This is a genomic window from Staphylococcus borealis (assembly GCF_001224225.1).
GTDB lineage: Bacteria > Bacillota > Bacilli > Staphylococcales > Staphylococcaceae > Staphylococcus > Staphylococcus borealis.
In genome coordinates this window covers 279,006-296,818 of sequence record NZ_CUEE01000002.1, presented here as the reverse complement: position 1 = coordinate 296,818, position 17,813 = coordinate 279,006, and the positions used below count along the sequence as shown (strand labels likewise).

The following is a 17,813-nucleotide window of genomic DNA, read 5'->3' as shown; positions in this document are numbered from 1 at the left end:
CCAACACCTCTATCTCAATTGATTTTGTAATTCACTTAGTTTAAGTAATGCTTCAATCGGTGTCATATTTGATATATTAAGTTTTTTAATCTCTTCTTCGATTTCACTTACTGTTGGTTCTGAATCAAATAGATTAAATGATGCTTGTTCAAATTCATTGCTAGGTGCATGATTGTTAGTTTGTGCTTTTTTATCGCTATCTTTTTTATTTTGTGTACCGTTAATATCGTGGTTATCGACTGACACCGATTCCTTAAGCACTGAATTACTAGTTTCTTCATAATCATTGGCGTTTTGATGTTGTTCGAAAGCATCTAAAATAACTTGCGCACGATTAATCACTTCGTCTGGTAGGTTAGCCAGTTTAGCTACTTGAATACCATAACTATCATCAACAGCCCCATCTTTTACTTTATGTAAGAAGATTAACTCTCCTTGATATTCATCAGCGGCAACATGTACATTTTTAAGGCTTGGTAGTTCTTGATCTAATGTAGTTAATTCATGATAATGCGTTGAAAATAACGTTTTTGCGTGAGACGTTTGAGCAACATACTCAATCATGGCTTGGGCTAAAGCTAAGCCATCATACGTCGAAGTACCTCTACCAATTTCATCGAAAATGATTAGACTATTTTCAGTCGCATATGTTAATGCTTTTTGTGCTTCTAACATCTCTACCATAAATGTACTTTTCCCTGATACTAAATCATCCGCAGCACCAATTCGAGTAAAGATTTGATCAAATATTGGCAATGTTGCCTTATCACATGGAACATATGCCCCCATTTGAGCCATAATACTGATGATTGCAACCTGTCTCATGTAAGTTGACTTACCTGACATATTAGGCCCAGTGATAAGATAAATAAAGTTTTCTTTGTCTAATTTACAATCATTAGGAACATAGTCATTATAGTCCATTACACGTTCAACCACAGGGTGACGTGAATTTTCTAATTTTAATGTTTTATTATCACTAAATTCAGGTCTAACATAGTTGTATTTTTGTGCAATTTCAGCAAAACTTTGCAAGCAATCAAGTTCAGAAATAATTTTAGCCTGCTTTTGAAGTCTTTCCGTATAAGTTTTAATGTGTTCTCTTAAACGAACAAAAAGTTGATACTCAAGTTCTACTGCTTTATCTTCAGCACCTAAAATAATATCTTCTTTTTCTTTTAACTCATCTGTTATAAAACGCTCAGCATTAGATAAAGTTTGCTTACGGTGATAACCATATTCATTCGGTTCAAATCCTTGTAAGTTTGCTCGTGTAATTTCTATAAAATATCCAAATACTTTGTTGTAGCTAATTTTAAGTGATTTAATTCCTGTCCGCTCTCGTTCTTTAGCTTGTAACTGTGCCAACCAATCTTTACCATTCTTAGAGGCCTCTAAGAATTCATCTAATTGTTTACTAAAGCCATGTTTAAACAGACCACCATCCTTAATGGAAATAGGTGGTTCTTCAATTAAACTGTCTTCTAATACCTGCAATAAATCTTCTAATGGTTCAAGAGAACTAAATTGGTTTGTTGCAACATCATTCATACTTTCGAGAAGTGCTTTAATATTAGGAATCTCAGAAATTGAATGTTTAAGTTGAATTAAATCACGTGCATTGACGTTACCATAACTTACGCGACCAACTAATCGTTCTATATCATAAACTTGATTTAAATAACCTCTTAACGTATCTCTTTCAATGAAGTGATTCATGAATGATTCAACTATATTTAGTCTCTCTTCTACTCTTTCTTTATTAATTAAAGGTCTGTCTATCCATTGCTTAAGTCGACGCGCCCCCATTGGTGTTTTCGTTTCATCCATTAACCATAAAAGCGTGCCTTTTTTAGATTTTAATCTTATACTTTCAGTTAATTCTAAATTTCTTTTAGCGTAGTAATCCATCTTCATGAAATCAACTGCAGCATATGTGATTGCACTCTCTAAATGAGATAGATCTCTCTTTTGTGTATGATATACATAGTCGAGTAATAATTGAGTAGCTTGATACGTATGATGATCAGTTAGTTGATTAACCTCATATGAAGCATCCGAAATTGTTTCTCTAACAGTTATTGTTTCTGTTGTTAAATAGATTTGTTTTTTAAGGCTTTCATTAATTTCTTGATTAACAACGATTTCGTTAGGATTTATCGTTACAATTTCATTAATTAAAGTATCTTCATCTTCAATTTGAGTAGCTTTTAATTCACCAGTTGAAATATCACAATAACTTAAGGCATAGTTACTATCTTGTTTAATAAAACTTAAAATATAGTTATTTTGGTTCTCATCCATACCACCTTGTTCCATTACTGTTCCAGGTGTTACTACTCTAACTACTTCTCGTTTTACCATACCTTTCGTTTGCTTAGGATCTTCCATTTGTTCACATATTGCTACTTTGTAGCCATTATTTATTAACGTTTCAATGTAGCTATTCGCAGAGTGATAAGGTACGCCACACATAGGAATTGGGTTTTCTTTTTTAGCATCTCTTTTAGTCAATGTAATTTCTAATACTCTAGACGCTTCTTTTGCATCCTCAAAAAACATTTCATAAAAATCGCCTAATCTAAAGAATAATAAACAATCTTGGTATTGCGATTTAATTTTCAAATATTGTTGCATCATCGGTGTCGTATTCGACATATTTTCACAACCTTACTATATTTTTCCGAATTATAACGTACTTTTAACTTATATATTTTAACATATGAAATGTTACAACGCTCGTGAGTTCATTTAATTTAACTTTATATACTATTGCAAAATTTATTTATCACAATAATCAATAAAAAAAGATTATCATAACAAAATTAAGAATATAGACATTTTTTAAACGTCTGCCTCTTTCTTTTGAAAATGATAATCTCAAATTAATTAAAACAACTCTTCATTCACAAACTATTATTTTTTAAACTTATCCAGTAATCCTCGTTTTTTCAACATAAAAAGTAAGAAATAACTAATCGCAGCACCTATAAAACTTGAAATAATAAACGCTATCATTAATGGTTTAACAAAGAAATCTTGCATGCCTAAGAACCATGCCATTGGAATACATAACAAACTTCCTATTATACCAGTACCAATTACTTCACCAACAGCAGCCATAAAAATATGTTTCCTGTACATATAAAACACACTGGCTAAAAGTACACCAATCATACTTCCTGGAAATGCGAAAAAGCTACCAGTGCCAAATAAATTTCTTAAGATCGATGAGATGAGTGCTTGAGCTAAACCATACCATGGTCCCACAAATACTGCACATAATACATTGATAAAATGTTGCACAGGTGCTGCTTTTATAGGTCCCAATGGAATGATAATAAAACTACTTAACACAACGTTAGTGGCAATCAACAATGCTGTAAGTGTTAGTTTTCTATTGTTCATAGTGCTTATCCCTTTCTTATATTATTCCTTATGTTCATCTTCATTATGTTCGTTTAAACGATCTTCCATAGTACTTATCATCAGTTGTAATAAATCATTCGCTTCATATTGTGCAGAGCGAAATTCCTCAACTATTGGTAATTCATTAATTTCATGTTCTAAAGCTTCAATCTCATCTTCTGATTTTTGATAGGCATGTTGTTTACCGTAATTTTGAAAATTAACTGACTGCTTTTGTTGTTTTTTTAAACGGTTCATTTTATTTTCAATATTATGATTTTCATGAATTTGTTTTTCTATATTTTGATATGATTTTATAAGGTCTAAATCTTTAATTTTATTTGTGAGTTGATCGGCTTGTTTTAAAATTTCATCCTTGCTATACATTTAATTAGTCACCATTGGCGCACTATGAAATTCTTTGAATGTACCATTTAATGAATATTGTTTTGTTTCATCAATTTCAACGTATACTAATTTTCCGATTGCCTCACGTGGACCTTTAAAGTTTACTAATTTATTCTTCTCAGTATAACCGGCTAGAACCGTATCATCTTTCTTACTAACACCTTCACATAAGACAGTTACTGTGTGCCCTTCATATTGATTCATCGCTTTTTCAGAATAATGACCTACTTTTTTATTTAAACGTTGCAAGCGCTCTTTTTTCACATCTTCAGGTACATTATCTTTCATTTTAGCAGCTGGCGTACCATCTCTTTGAGAATATAGGTACGTATATGCATGTTCAAATTGGACCTCATCATATAATGATAGTGTTTCTTGGAATTGTTCTTCGGTTTCGTTAGGATATCCAACAATTATATCTGTCGTTAATGCGACATTCGGAATGGCATTTTTAATTCTATGTACCAAATCTAAATAACTTTCTCTCGTATATTTACGTCCCATAATTTTTAATACAGCATTATTTCCAGATTGCACAGGCAGATGGATATGTGGCACTATATTTCCACCTTGAGCTATAACTTCAATCATTCTATCCGTAAAGTCCCATGGATGACTTGTAGTAAAACGTACTCTTGGGATATCAATTTTAGAAATATCTTCTAATAAATCTCCTAATCCATAATCTAGATCCTTAATATCTTTACCATATGAATTCACATTCTGACCAAGCAAAGTGATTTCTTTATAACCATCTCGTGCTAAACCACGAACTTCGTCAATGATATCTTCTGGTCTACGACTACGTTCTTTTCCTCTAGTAAATGGCACAATGCAATATGTACAGAATTTATCACAACCATACATAATATTAACCCATGCTTTCGTACTACCTTCACGAACTTTTGGTAAGTTTTCAATAATGTCGCCTTCTTTAGACCAAACTTCTACAACCATTGCTTTAGAAAGATATGCTTCTTCTAAAATTTCTGGTAATTTATGGATATTGTGTGTACCAAAAATCATATCTACATTTTGATATGATTTAAGTATCTTATTTACGACCGACTCTTCTTGAGACATGCATCCACAAACACCGATTAATGCTTCAGGTCTATTCTTTTTTAAATGTTTTAGGTTACCAATTTCACTAAAAACTTTATTCTCAGCATTTTCACGAATTGCACAAGTATTAATCAAAATAACATCCGCTTCATTTATATCATCTGTAGCTGTATAGTCTAAAGCTTGTAAAATCCCAGCCATTACTTCTGTATCGTGTGCATTCATTTGACAACCATATGTTTTAATTAAGAATGTACGCCCTTTTCCCATTCCTTGGTATTTGTCTTCTATATGAAAATCGCGATTATAATTAATATCTTGTTTACCTCGTTTACGTGCTTCTTTTAAACTAGGTGGTTGATAAATTTTTTCGAAGTATTTACTATAATCTTTTTCTACTTTCTTATCGCGTTCATTTAAGATATTTATCGTACCAGCTTTTCTTTGTTCTTCATTCACTTTAAAAAATTCCTTTCTATATGCACTAATATCATTAGTTCATTATATTAAAATAAATTATAAAGTGCAAAAAGAGTTAAAATAGTTAATAAATTTGTCATTTTAAAAAAGGAGCGAGTCAGAATTCTTTTAAAATTCATCGTCCACTCCTAGTTTACTTTGCTTGTAGTATTCTTAATGATGCTCTACTTGTTGGGGCCCTTGACTAGAACTGAGAAAAGGCTTGATTTAAGCGCCTTATCAGTTCAGTTAGCTACTGCGAATTTACAAAAGTATTATTTATGTCCTAGCCCCTTCAAAAGCCATTTATTCACTATCATATTTTCCTGTTAACGTTTCAATTGTGATACCAGCTGGTACATGATAAAACTTAACTTGACTAATAATACTTGGACATTCTAATTCAACCATTCGTTCATGTAATTTCTGAATTAGGATTAAACATTCACTCATATCGCCTTGAACTGTCGTTTCGAGAGGACCCACTCTAAAATGCAGACCAGAATCATTTATGATTTTGATAGCCTCATCTACATACGGTATAACGTCTTCGTTGTTAGGCGTTTTTGGAACGATTTGAATACTCATTAATGTATCTTGCATTAATAATCACCTCAGTCTATTCTATTACCTTAATTTTACCACTCATTAATTAAAATTGCCTTCAGTAATTGCTATATTAATTGCTTTACTAAAATCAAACATCTTATCGTCCCAATTCGATTCGTCCAACCTACTTTTGCGGTTACTCTTATTATTTTTGAATAAAGATTTTCTCAAACTAGACGTTAACTCTATTTGCACACCTACACCATTTTTTGTACAATTCACGATATTATTATCTTGAGTACCAGACATATGACTAGGTGCTTCTTTTACTTCTATACCAATTTGACTTAATTCTTCAACAATACGCTCTTTTAAATGATTATCTTTACCACCGATATAAGCGATTTCATCTTCACCAAGACATCCATGAATTGTGATTGCACGTTCACTTGTTTTTACTAAATCCATAGCAATGTCATTATCATAATTAATAGATGTTACGTGCAACTCATTGTTTCCTTTTGTTCGCATACCATTAAATGCAAAATAATTAAATTGTCCATCATTAGCAATAACACGCGCAAGTTCAGTAGTAGCAGGTTCTATTCCACCGCCATGTATCGCTAGAATTGTTATTTCGCTATCTCTATTATCAGTGACAATTTCCCAATCTTCATTCTCAATCGTTTCACTTTGCAATTCTCTCATAGACTGATATTTATCCATTTTGAAACCTCACTTAAGTAAATTATTATTACTTTTCTTTTCCCTTCATTTTATTCCTAAAAAGTATTTATCTAAAATTTAATAATGATTACTTAAACTAAATACTTTTAATAGTATCTAAATACTAATGTATGATGCAAAAAATATATAATGAATAGGTCGTAATACAAAAAACTCACCTCCAAACATACGTTGTTTAGAAGTGAGGAATTAAATTTTTATACAAATTGAGAAGTTAAGTTGTTGAAATCTTCTTCAGTTATATGAATATCTCGCTTAGATAATGCACTTTCATTTAGTTCTTCTATTTGAGATTCATATGACGGGGTTTCAGTGTCTTGATACACGATACCTTTGACTAAAGACTCATGATCTAAAACGGTCTTCATAGCTAATTGTTTATCAGACGTATCATAGCCTTCTATGTCATCTAAGCTTGTTAAATGTTCTTTAAACCAATCATACGTATTTACTTTGTTATAAGTAACACATGGTGAAAAGACATTTACAAATGAAAAGCCATCATGATTAATCGCATCTTCAATGAGCTTAGTTAGCGCTTTAATATCACTCGAGAACCCTTGGGCTACAAATGTTGCACCTGATGATAATGCTAATTCAAGTGGTGCAACATTCTTCTCGATATTACCTTTAGGCGTAGATTTTGTTATGAAACCTACTGCAGATGATGGAGAGGTTTGCCCTTTAGTTAAGCCATAAATTTGATTATCCATAACAATATACGTCATGTTCATATTACGTCTTAATGCATGAATAGTATGTCCCATACCAATAGCGTATCCATCACCATCACCACCAGAGGCAATGACAGTTAAATCCTTGTTCGCCATTTTAACCCCTTGTGCTAGTGGTAATGCGCGTCCATGTATACCATGTACGCCGTATGAATTAATATAACCAGATAATCGGCCTGAACAGCCAATACCAGTAATGATTGCTACTTCCTCAGGCTCTAATCCGACGTTGGCAGCTGCTTTTTGAATAGCTGCTTGAACTGAGAAATCACCACAACCTGGACACCAATTTGGCTTCACATTATTACGAAAATCTTTAAATGTAGCCAATTATACCAACTCCTTAATTTCACTTACTACTTCTTGCCCTTTAGATTCAATTTCATGAGGTAAGAAAGGTGTACCATCATATTTAGTTTGATTAATCAATTTATCTTGAATTGTTGTATTCATTTTAAGGATATTTGAAAGTTGCCCTTGATAATTATGTTCAACAACAATGACTTTAGATGCTTTATTAATAGCTGATTGAATAACATCTTTCGGCATAGGATGAAGTTGACGAATCTGCATAGTATTCACTTTTAAACCTTGCGCATTAAGTCTTTCAGCACCTTCTTGAATCGCACCTTTACTAGATATAAATCCAATAAATAAAATATCGGCTTCTTCGTGTTGTTCATTTAATTCAACTGGTTTTTCAATTAATAGATTTGCTGTTTTACGCATTCTCTTGTCCATTTGTTGACGTCTATTTTCAGCCGCTTCACTTGGTTTACCTTCTTCATTGTGTTCTACGCCAGTTACATGATGTATACCACCTTTAACTCCAGGTATAGGTCTAGGTGATACACCATTTCCTGTTAACGCATATCTTCTAAAGTATTGTTTGTCATCCTCTTCACGTTCAATATCAGATTGCAATAATTCGCCTCGTTGAATGTGAATTTTATTATAATCAAGATGTTCAACCGTTTGTTTACCTAATGATAATTGTAAATCACTCAATACTATTACTGGACATTGATATGCTTCAGCTAAGTTGAACGCTTCAATCGTTAAATAGAAAGCATCTTCAGCATCAGTAGGGGCTACGACAATCTTTGGTATATCCCCATGCGTACCATAAATCATTTGCATTAGATCAGATTGTTCTTGTTTAGTTGGTAAACCCGTTGATGGTCCACCACGTTGTGTATTAATAATTACTAATGGTGTTTCCGTCATACCTGAAAGGCCTATAGCTTCCATCATAAGTGAAAGACCTGGTCCTGCACTGGCAGTAAATGCTCTAACACCTGCATAATTAGCACCAATTGCCATATTAGCTGCAGCAATTTCATCTTCAGTTTGTACTACTGTACCGCCTACTTTAGGTACGTTCGCAATCATATATTCCATTATTTCAGATGCAGGTGTAATTGGATAGGCAGCCATGAAGCGAGAGCCCGCTGAAATAGCACCTAACCCTATTGCATCATTACCAATCATATATAAATGAGGATCTTTATCCGTTGGTTGCAATTTAAAATCTAACTGCAAATCATTCATTTGCGCTTTCATCAATGCATAACCTTGATTTAAAGCTTCAATATTCATTGCTACAACGTTTTCACCTTTTTTGGTAAACATATTTGTTATAAGCGTTTCGAATGTAGTTGTATCTAAATCCATGATGGCACACGTTGCACCAACAGCAACCATATTCTTCATAAGTGCAGTACCTAATTCTTTAGCTGTGCTAGTAAATGGTAATTCAATAAGTTGAGCACGACACGCTTCAGGTTTCGTCGGTTTTGCCTTTGCATCAGCAATAATAATACTATCCTCGCGCATTTCATGATGGTTCAATTCAATTGTTTCTTGGTCAAAAGCCACCAAAATGTCCAAATCATCACTAATTGCATGTACAGGTGTAGTGGATACTCTAATTTTATTATTAGTGTGTCCGCCTTTAATACGGCTTGAGAAATGTCTATATCCGTATAAATAATATCCTTTACGGTTCATCGCTGTGGCAAAAATTTCACCTGTCGATTCGATACCTTCACCTTGTTGTCCGCCCACTTTCCATGATATTTGTGATTTCATATCATATGCCTCCTGTGGAATTAATTCATAATAAATCATAACAAAAATAACCACCGTCTTACTATGACAACAGTGGCAATTATTTAAATTCATACTAATGGACTATATCCAATCGTCTATGAATGGTTTCAAATTATTTATTAAAAGGATGATCGTCGTTGATGAGTATTCTTTCAATATGCTTAGTTTTTCCTTCTTTATCTAAATCTATAATAACACCTGAAAGAACACTTCTGCCATCATTCGGCACAACATGACGTTGTGGCAAGCTTGTGATAAATCGTTCAATGACTTCATCACGATTAATTCCGAGTATTCCGTCATAATACCCTGTCATACCTACATCTGTGATATAACCCGTACCATTAGGAAGCACACGTTCATCCGATGTTTGAATATGTGTATGCGTTCCAACTACCGCACTGACTCTGCCATCTAAATACCATCCCATTGCGTTTTTTTCTGATGTCGTTTCCGCGTGGAAATCTACAAAAATGTAATTCGTTTCTTTTTTAGCTTCTTCAATTAGTTGATCAGCTTTTTTAAAAGGGTCATCTATATCTTGCATAAATGAACGTCCCTGTAAATTTATAATCGCTAATTTAATATCATTAATTTGAATAAATCTCATACCTACACCAGGTGCTTCACTAGGAAAATTTGCTGGTCTAACCATTCTATTTGCATTATCAATAAAATCATAAATTTCACGTTGTCCATATGTATGATTGCCCATTGTCATGAAATCTACACCATCTCTTAATAATTGCTTATACAATTTTTCAGTTAAACCTTTACCATGTGCTGCATTTTCAGCATTAACGATACTTACAGTCGGTCTATAAGATTGTTTAATTTTAGGTAAATATTCAGCAATCGCATTTCTTCCAACTTTTCCTACGATATCGCCAATAAATAATATTCTCATTGAATGTTCATCCTCTCATAAAAATAGTTTAATTCATATAGGGCTATAATAAAAGAGGATATTCTCACTCTTTTTAAATTAGATATCTATTTACTTTAGCATGTATACAACATATGTTAAGATAGATTTAACAAAAATAATAGGAGTTGTAAAATTTACATGTCAATTAATATTGATCCAGAGAAGTTTGCAGAATTAGTGGTAAAATCTAATCCGTCTAAATCAGAAGATGCAGAAGACATTGCTAAAGAAAGTCTTGAATTATACATCAATGCTTATCGTTTAGCGGAAAGATACTCAAATATTGCTACTAATTGTTATGATACAGCAGAAATTATTTCTGAATTGAAAAAAACTGATTTACAACTTAAATAATTTATTAAATCATCAATTAAGTAAAACACAAAAATATTTTAAGTTTACATTTAACAATTATTATAAGCGATTGAATTTTAAGTGTTAAGTTGTACATTTGCATTAATGTTCAATCATTGGCTCGGAGTGAGATAAAGAAATTTATCTTGCTCCTTTTTATATCTTAAAATTGAAGTATGACAAATGGTCATTTAATTTTCAAGTTCTCCCTTTCATATATTAAAGTTCACCTGATACTTCTTTTACGGTATGGCCTCATTTTTAACTATTAAATGACACTTTAAAGGCACAAAAAAACAGATCCAAAAATTGGATCTGTTAAAAATTATTTCGCATACTCTACTGCTCTTGTCTCTCTTACAACTGTCACTTTGATGTGACCAGGATATTGTAGTTCATCTTCAATTTGTGATTTAATGTCTCTAGCCAACCTGTGTGACTTCAAGTCGTCTATTTCCTCAGGTGATACAATGACTCTTATTTCTCGACCTGCTTGGATTGCGAATGCTTTTTCAACACCATCATAACCTTCAGAAAGTGTTTCTAAACGTTCCAATCTACGTATATAATTCTCTAATGTCTCTTTACGAGCACCTGGTCTTGCTGCAGATAATGCATCAGCAGCTGCTACCAAAATAGATATGATTGACGTAGGTTCTACATCACCGTGATGTGAATGAATTGCATTAATGACAGTGTCATTTTCTGCATATTTCTTAGCTAGTTCAACACCAATTTCTACGTGACTTCCTTCAACTTCATGATCGATGGCTTTACCTACATCATGAAGCAATCCAGCACGTTTGGCTAAGCTGACATCTTCCCCTAGTTCAGCAGCTAACATTCCTGATAAATGCGCTACTTCAATTGAATGTTTTAAGACGTTTTGACCATAGCTTGTTCTATAATTAAGACGACCTAAAACTTTAACTAAGTCTGGGTGCATGTTATGAACATTAATTTCAAATGTGGCTTGTTCACCAGCATCTCTTATAATGTCATCTACTTCTTTTCTAGCTTTATCAACCATTTCTTCTATTCTGCCTGGATGGATACGTCCATCTGAGACTAAATTAACTAATGCAGTACGCGCGATTTCACGTCTAATTGGATCAAAACCAGATAAAATGACTGCTTCTGGTGTATCATCAATGATTAAATCAATACCTGTTAATGTTTCTAAAGTTCTAATATTTCTACCTTCTCTACCAATTATGCGACCTTTCATCTCATCATTTGGTAAATTAACTACTGAAACTGTTGATTCTGTCGTATGATCAGCAGCTAAACGTTGTACGGTAGTAGCCAATAATTCTTTTGCTTTTTTATCAACTTTTTCTTTAGCTTCTTTTTCTTTTTCTTTAACAAGTACAGCAATATCTTGTGACAGTTCTTGTTCAACCCTTTGAAGTTGTTCATTAACAGCTTCTTCTTGAGTGAGACCGGAGATGCGTTCTAATTCTTGTTCATGCTTCATTATTAATGTTTGAACACTACTCTCTTTTGCATCTACTTGTTGTTGTCTTTCTTCAAGTTTAGATTCCTTTTGTTCTAAAATCTCATCTTTTTTATCAAGAAGATCAGATTTTCGATCTAAATTTTCCTCTTTTTGAAGAAGTCGGGCTTCTTGTCTTTGAAGCTCACCACGTCTTTCACGTAGTTCTGATTCAGTTTGTTCTCTTATGATTTGGTTTTCTTCTTTTGCCTCTAATAATTTTTCTTTTTTGATATTATCAGCTTCTTTATGACCTTGCTTAATAATATCATCAGCAGTTTGTCTAGCTTGTAATTGCTTTTGATGCAATAAATTTCGGGCTACAATATACCCCACAACAACCCCTAGAATAATCCCCAGCAAAATGAGTAGGAGGTTTAATAAATTCACATAAACACCTCCTTTTTCTAGGTATTTGCTTTGTATATCAAAATCTCTTCATGATTTTTATGAATGTATAATAATTATACATATCAATTGTACGTTTATTAACTTGTTAGTGTCAAGATATGAAATTGCACTGGTGTGATGGTCATTCATTCCAAGCCCCGATCCCCAGCTTGCTTTGCTTGTTGAATTTCTTATGGAAATTCTCTTTGCTGGGGCCCCAATCCCCACCTTGCTTTGCTTGTTGAATTTCTTATGGAAATTCTCTTTGCTGGGGCCCCGATCCCCAACTTGCTTTGCTTGTTGAATTTCTTGGTGTGATTTCTTGTGTTGGGTCATGTACAACCGGGATATCTATTTAATTGAATTCATTTTATTTAAGTGTTTGTTAAATTCTATGCCATATAGTAAATTGCTATCACTATTTATAACGTTTTCTCAAACTATGTATTCATTGAAAGTTCTATTTTTATATAACAAAAAAGTCTACTACATTTTACTAATACACTACTTCTGTTGACACTTTTTTCATTGTCCATAACGAAAGTAGCTTATCAAATGTAGAAGACTCTTATCATGTTTCAAGCAACTATTTAAATGAATCGTTTTGTTTACTCATACGTTTCAAGTAAATTAATATACATGTGTTTAATTCAAAATTAAAGTTTTAAACGCTATTCTTCATCAAATAATGTTTGAGGCGCATCTTCTTCTTTATCCTCAACATCACCATCAAAAATACCAAGTTTTTCTCGTAATTTACGATCAATTTCTTCTTTAACTTGTGGATTTTCTTTAAGATACGTTTTTACATTTTCTTTACCTTGACCCATGCGATCACCGTTATAAGAGTACCATGCACCTGACTTATCTACGATATCATTTTCAACACCTAGATCAATCAATTCACCTTCTTTAGAGATACCTTGACCATACATGATGTCTACTTCGGCAACTCTAAATGGAGGTGCAACTTTATTTTTTACAACTTTAATCTTAGTTCTATTACCAACAATTTCTTGTCCTTGTTTTAACTGTTCAGCACGACGAACTTCTAAACGTACAGAGCTATAGAATTTTAACGCACGTCCACCTGGTGTAGTTTCAGGGTTACCAAACATAACACCAACTTTTTCACGTATTTGGTTAATGAATATAGCCGTAGTATTCGATTTTGAAATGGCACCAGATAATTTACGTAGTGCTTGTGACATTAAACGGGCTTGAAGTCCTACATGTGTGTCACCCATCTCACCTTCAATTTCTGCTTTAGGTGTTAATGCTGCAACAGAGTCAACTACTACTATATCTACTGCACCACTTCGAACAAAAGCTTCGGCAATTTCTAAACCTTGTTCACCATGGTCTGGTTGTGATAGATATAAATTATCAATATCTACACCTAGTGCTTCAGCATATACTGGATCCAATGCGTGTTCGGCATCGATGAATGCAGCAACGCCACCATTCTTCTGTACTTCAGCAATAGCATGTAAAGCTACTGTAGTTTTACCAGAACTTTCTGGACCATAAATCTCAATGATTCTACCTTTAGGATAACCTCCTACACCAAGTGCATTATCTAAAGTAACTGAGCCACTTGATACACTTGAAACACGACGTCCTTTGTTGTCGCCTAGTTTCATAACGGCACCTTTACCGAAAGATTTTTCCATATTTTTTATAACTGTATCTAAAGCTTTTTGACGATCATTATCCAAAGCGAAACCTCCTATTAATGAGTTAATCCTCGTATTAATATCTTAATTAATACTATACATTCATTTGAATCTAATTACAAGTTTTTTTGCGAATATTTGTTCGCTTTTATTGAAGTGTCTAATCACAAAATCGAACAAACGTACTCAATAAGTGCTCATATTTTCACAAAGAAACATTATTTAAACCAATTTAATAATTATATCATGGCATAATTTTGACTTCTGTTTTGTAATATATTTCGTTTTAACGGCATTTTAAATGTTTCAAATATAAATACACGTTCATCGCTATATCCAAGATAAACTTGCTCTTGATCATGTAATAACGCTATACCCAATTTAGTTTTATATAAATCTTTTACATATTGTGTTGCGTTTTTGAGTTTATCTTCAATATTATCTATCTCAGAGATAAAGACACGGGAATCTGGCAATTGTCCCTCTAAAAGATGATTGGTATCATAATTTTTTAATCGTGTGTACAGTGCGCCATTAGTCACACCATCATATAGACTAAAGCGTGTATCCATAGCATTCATTAGTGCTTGTTCAATTACAATATCATCTGAACCATAATAATATTTCCCAATTCTATCAAGAATTGCATTCTTAGTAGGTTCAATTAAGTTTTTACATTCATTTTTCGTATCGGCATTGGCAGTTAATCTTATATATACTTCATGCGTACCAGCTAACGGTGCGATGGTTGGGTTATCTTGATGATCGATTAAATCCATTAATTCAGTTTCAACTTTAGATTCTCCAATTCCAGCAAATCTCAATTGTTCTGAAAAAATAACGCTATCGTCATCCATTAAACAAGGTAATAATTCATTTTTGGCCATTGGTTTCATTTCACTTGGCGGACCAGGTAACAAAATAACTTTCTTATCTTCTATTTCCACTAACATACCTGGTGCCATTCCATAGTGATTCTGTAATACTTTAGCACCTTCAATAACTAACGCTTGTTGTTTATTATTCGGCGTCATTTCTTGACCTTGTTCTTTAAAATAATTTTCTATATATTCTAATGCTGTAGCATCAGTTACTAGATTTTTACCAAGCACTTTTGCAACAGTATGCTTTGTTAAATCGTCTTTCGTAGGTCCTAATCCTCCAGTGAACACAATTGTGTCATATCGTTTTAACCCGTCTTTAATTACACGTTCTAATCTTTGCGGATTGTCTCCAATAACCGTATGTTCAACGACACTTTTTCCAATACTGTTAAATAATCTTGATAAATATTGTCCATTTGTATTGGCAATTTGGCCCAATAAAAGTTCTGAACCTACAGCAATAATTGAAATATTCATGTTCATTTCTCCCTATAGTGATAATTCTTACACGACATCTATTATTATAATGCATCGAATGGCGCTTATTCTAAAATTTAAACTTAAAAAACCAAGAATAACTAGGAATAGCGTTGTCTTTCTATTCACTAGTATTCTTGGTTATATTTTCACTAATTTAATGTTTAAAAACATCTCTACCTTTATAAAAGTATTCAATACCAGATAAAATCGTAAATAAAACACCAATATAAAGTAATACTTGGCCTATTTGAATGCCAATCCATGTTGCTAATAAATCACCCAGTAAAATCCAGATAATTGCAACCATAGTCACAGCAGTTTTAATTTTGCCTAATTGTCCTGCCGCACTTACAAAACCTTGCTCAATTTGTAATAATCGTAATCCTGTAACTGCAAATTCACGTGCGATAATAATAATGGCTACGACAGAATTCGTAAGTCCTAATTGGACCATAACAATTAATGCACTTGAAACGAGTAATTTGTCGGCTAAAGGATCTAAAAATTTACCCATATTCGTTACAAGTTGCCATTTTCTAGCTAAGTATCCATCAAGAAAGTCACTTAAAGAAGCTACAATAAAGATAATTGCAGCAATAAGTTGCTCAATGCGGATGTCAAATCCACCTAAAATAGATACATTGCCAAATCCAAAGTTCACTAGAGCAAATAAAATGAAAACTGGAATTAATATTACCCTAAAAATCGTGATTTGATTTGGTATATTCATGTTAAAGCCTCATTTCTAATTTTATCTCTTATTTTATAATAGTAACACAGCTAAGACCCATAAGATAAACGTAATTACAATAATACCGCCAATTAATATCATTAATTGTAGAGGTTCTTTATCTTTAGTGCGATATGTAGGCGCTTCATTATTATGGTATCTGTTCAGAAGTTCATTTAATTGATGTTGACTATCCGGTATTTCCTCACGATGCGCTTGTATCAATTGATATGAATCTATATTTACTACACTCGCATATCGGCGAATAAATCCCTCTGCATAGTCCACTTTCGCTAATTCATCAAAGCGGTTTTCTTCGATTAATTTAAGCGTATCACGTTTAATTTGAGTACGCTCTTCTAACTCTGCTAAAGTCATACCTAATCTTTCGCGTCTACCTTTCAATGTTTCACCAATTGTCTTCACTTTCAAAAGCCTCCACAACCACTATTCAAAAAATCCAAAACCTCCGCCAAACATATCTTCTCCAAAGTCTAGCGAATTTTTACTTTTAACCGTTTGTTGCTTCATTTGATCATATTCAATTTCTTGATTTTCATTCTCTCGCAATTCAATAATATAATCAAAATCATCCATGCTATAGTTCCCTGATTCTACAAATAAATCAGGATGTTCAACCACCTTAATTGATGGTAATGTCATGACTTCACGAACTAATTCTTGATGCTTAGGATTTGATTCTCTAGCAGTGACAGCGCCATCAATAATATAGACATGATTTGAATCATATTCCCCTTTAATAAGTGAACTGCGTACAGTTTGCTTAATTAAAGTAGAGCTTATAAATAACCAACGTTTGTGAGCACATACGCTTCCAGCTACTATAGATTCGGTTTTTCCTACACGTGGCATACCTCTGATACCAATCAACTTATGACCTTCCTCTTTGAAAAGTTCAGCCAAAAAATCAACTAATAATCCTAAATCTTCACGTTCAAAACGAAATGTCTTTTTATCATCAGCGTCTTGTTCAATATAACGTCCATGCCTTACAGCTAATCTATCACGCAATTCAGGCACTCTTAATTTGGTTATTTCTATTTCACTAAGTTCATTGATTATATGTTCAAAGCGATTAACTTTTTCAAGACTATCTGTTTTAATTAATAAACCTCGTCGGCCTTGATCTACCCCATTAATCGTAACAATGCTTATGCCTAACATGCCAAGTAAACTTGAAATATCTCCTAGTAAACCTGCTCGGTTAACCGTGATTTCATACTCAAGATACCATTCTTTTTTTTCGGCTACTGTCATCAATATCCGCCCCTCGTTTTAAAATGGTAACCTACCATTGGAATATTAAAAATTAGTAATCATATTATAGCATTTAGAACTTAATACAAACACAAATTTTTTTATTCTTCGTTTTC

Annotated in this window: 16 protein-coding genes; 1 reads left to right on the top strand and 15 read right to left on the bottom strand. The window is 33.0% G+C overall.

The features are described 5' to 3' along the window. Positions 1–9: 9 nt before the first annotated feature. From mutS to AK212_RS04010, 9 genes are all read right to left on the bottom strand, one after another. Positions 10–2,658 carry a DNA mismatch repair protein MutS gene (gene mutS, locus AK212_RS04050; RefSeq protein ID WP_053029351.1) on the bottom strand — a complete coding sequence of 883 codons (2,649 nt, stop codon included), beginning with the start codon at positions 2,656–2,658 and terminating at the stop codon, positions 10–12. Positions 2,659–2,916: 258 nt separating this feature from the next. Beyond that, positions 2,917–3,408, bottom strand: coding sequence for an energy coupling factor transporter S component ThiW (gene thiW, locus AK212_RS04045; RefSeq protein WP_053029350.1), 492 nt, complete (start codon positions 3,406–3,408; stop codon positions 2,917–2,919). Positions 3,409–3,429: 21 nt separating this feature from the next. Next, positions 3,430–3,795 carry a YlbF/YmcA family competence regulator gene (locus tag AK212_RS04040; protein WP_053029349.1) on the bottom strand — a complete coding sequence of 122 codons (366 nt, stop codon included), beginning with the start codon at positions 3,793–3,795 and terminating at the stop codon, positions 3,430–3,432. Beyond that, entirely contained in the window at positions 3,796–5,340 is a 1,545-nt protein-coding gene (gene miaB / locus AK212_RS04035) for a tRNA (N6-isopentenyl adenosine(37)-C2)-methylthiotransferase MiaB (RefSeq protein ID WP_053029348.1), read from the bottom strand. It lies immediately after the preceding gene. 306 nt (positions 5,341–5,646) lie between these two features. Continuing rightward, positions 5,647–5,943, bottom strand: a complete 297-nt coding sequence (locus tag AK212_RS04030; RefSeq protein ID WP_053029347.1) for a thiamine-binding protein — start codon at positions 5,941–5,943, stop codon at positions 5,647–5,649. A gap of 45 nt (positions 5,944–5,988) precedes the next feature. Beyond that, complete coding sequence (locus AK212_RS04025; protein WP_053029346.1) at positions 5,989–6,615, bottom strand: poly-gamma-glutamate hydrolase family protein; 627 nt, start codon at positions 6,613–6,615, stop codon at positions 5,989–5,991. Positions 6,616–6,833: 218 nt separating this feature from the next. Then, positions 6,834–7,700 (bottom strand): 2-oxoacid:ferredoxin oxidoreductase subunit beta, encoded by an 867-nt coding sequence (locus tag AK212_RS04020; protein ID WP_053029345.1) that lies wholly within the window; start codon positions 7,698–7,700, stop codon positions 6,834–6,836. Further along, positions 7,701–9,461 carry a 2-oxoacid:acceptor oxidoreductase subunit alpha gene (locus AK212_RS04015; protein ID WP_053029344.1) on the bottom strand — a complete coding sequence of 587 codons (1,761 nt, stop codon included), beginning with the start codon at positions 9,459–9,461 and terminating at the stop codon, positions 7,701–7,703. A 133-nt stretch (positions 9,462–9,594) separates the two neighbouring features. Then, a complete protein-coding gene (locus AK212_RS04010; protein ID WP_053029343.1) occupies positions 9,595–10,389 on the bottom strand; it encodes a TIGR00282 family metallophosphoesterase in 795 nt (264 codons plus the stop codon). Between the two features lie 159 nt (positions 10,390–10,548). Here AK212_RS04010 and AK212_RS04005 point away from each other — a divergent pair, with 159 nt between their 5' ends. Next, positions 10,549–10,764, top strand: a complete 216-nt coding sequence (locus AK212_RS04005; RefSeq protein WP_053029342.1) for a hypothetical protein — start codon at positions 10,549–10,551, stop codon at positions 10,762–10,764. Between the two features lie 325 nt (positions 10,765–11,089). On the opposite strand, the gene rny is transcribed toward AK212_RS04005, so the two are convergent. The 6 genes from rny to AK212_RS03975 form a co-directional block, all read right to left on the bottom strand. Then, positions 11,090–12,649 carry a ribonuclease Y gene (rny, locus tag AK212_RS04000; RefSeq protein ID WP_053029341.1) on the bottom strand — a complete coding sequence of 520 codons (1,560 nt, stop codon included), beginning with the start codon at positions 12,647–12,649 and terminating at the stop codon, positions 11,090–11,092. A 671-nt stretch (positions 12,650–13,320) separates the two neighbouring features. After that, complete coding sequence (gene recA / locus AK212_RS03995) at positions 13,321–14,367, bottom strand: recombinase RecA (protein WP_053029340.1); 1,047 nt, start codon at positions 14,365–14,367, stop codon at positions 13,321–13,323. A gap of 197 nt (positions 14,368–14,564) precedes the next feature. Beyond that, positions 14,565–15,686 carry a CinA family nicotinamide mononucleotide deamidase-related protein gene (locus AK212_RS03990; RefSeq protein ID WP_053029339.1) on the bottom strand — a complete coding sequence of 374 codons (1,122 nt, stop codon included), beginning with the start codon at positions 15,684–15,686 and terminating at the stop codon, positions 14,565–14,567. 157 nt (positions 15,687–15,843) lie between these two features. After that, positions 15,844–16,419, bottom strand: a complete 576-nt coding sequence (gene pgsA / locus AK212_RS03985) for a CDP-diacylglycerol--glycerol-3-phosphate 3-phosphatidyltransferase (protein ID WP_053029338.1) — start codon at positions 16,417–16,419, stop codon at positions 15,844–15,846. A gap of 33 nt (positions 16,420–16,452) precedes the next feature. Continuing rightward, positions 16,453–16,845, bottom strand: a complete 393-nt coding sequence (locus AK212_RS03980) for a helix-turn-helix domain-containing protein (RefSeq protein WP_053029337.1) — start codon at positions 16,843–16,845, stop codon at positions 16,453–16,455. A 21-nt stretch (positions 16,846–16,866) separates the two neighbouring features. Further along, positions 16,867–17,697: a YmfK family protein gene (locus AK212_RS03975; protein ID WP_016930681.1), complete on the bottom strand. Its 831-nt coding sequence runs from the start codon at positions 17,695–17,697 to the stop codon at positions 16,867–16,869. Positions 17,698–17,813: the final 116 nt, after the last annotated feature.

Bases quoted from the DNA above. Each gene is read 5' to 3' on its own strand.
- AK212_RS04010 (WP_053029343.1), bottom strand. From the start codon at position 10,389: ATGAGAATATTATTTATTGGCGATATCGTAGGAAAAGTTGGAAGAAAT.
- AK212_RS04005 (WP_053029342.1), top strand. From the start codon at position 10,549: ATGTCAATTAATATTGATCCAGAGAAGTTTGCAGAATTAGTGGTAAAA.
- AK212_RS04025 (WP_053029346.1), bottom strand. From the start codon at position 6,615: ATGGATAAATATCAGTCTATGAGAGAATTGCAAAGTGAAACGATTGAG.
- thiW (WP_053029350.1), bottom strand. From the start codon at position 3,408: ATGAACAATAGAAAACTAACACTTACAGCATTGTTGATTGCCACTAAC.
- AK212_RS03975 (WP_016930681.1), bottom strand. From the start codon at position 17,697: ATGACAGTAGCCGAAAAAAAAGAATGGTATCTTGAGTATGAAATCACG.
- AK212_RS04040 (WP_053029349.1), bottom strand. From the start codon at position 3,795: ATGTATAGCAAGGATGAAATTTTAAAACAAGCCGATCAACTCACAAAT.
- AK212_RS04030 (WP_053029347.1), bottom strand. From the start codon at position 5,943: ATGCAAGATACATTAATGAGTATTCAAATCGTTCCAAAAACGCCTAAC.
- AK212_RS03990 (WP_053029339.1), bottom strand. From the start codon at position 15,686: ATGAATATTTCAATTATTGCTGTAGGTTCAGAACTTTTATTGGGCCAA.
- mutS (WP_053029351.1), bottom strand. From the start codon at position 2,658: ATGTCGAATACGACACCGATGATGCAACAATATTTGAAAATTAAATCG.
- pgsA (WP_053029338.1), bottom strand. From the start codon at position 16,419: ATGAATATACCAAATCAAATCACGATTTTTAGGGTAATATTAATTCCA.
- AK212_RS04015 (WP_053029344.1), bottom strand. From the start codon at position 9,461: ATGAAATCACAAATATCATGGAAAGTGGGCGGACAACAAGGTGAAGGT.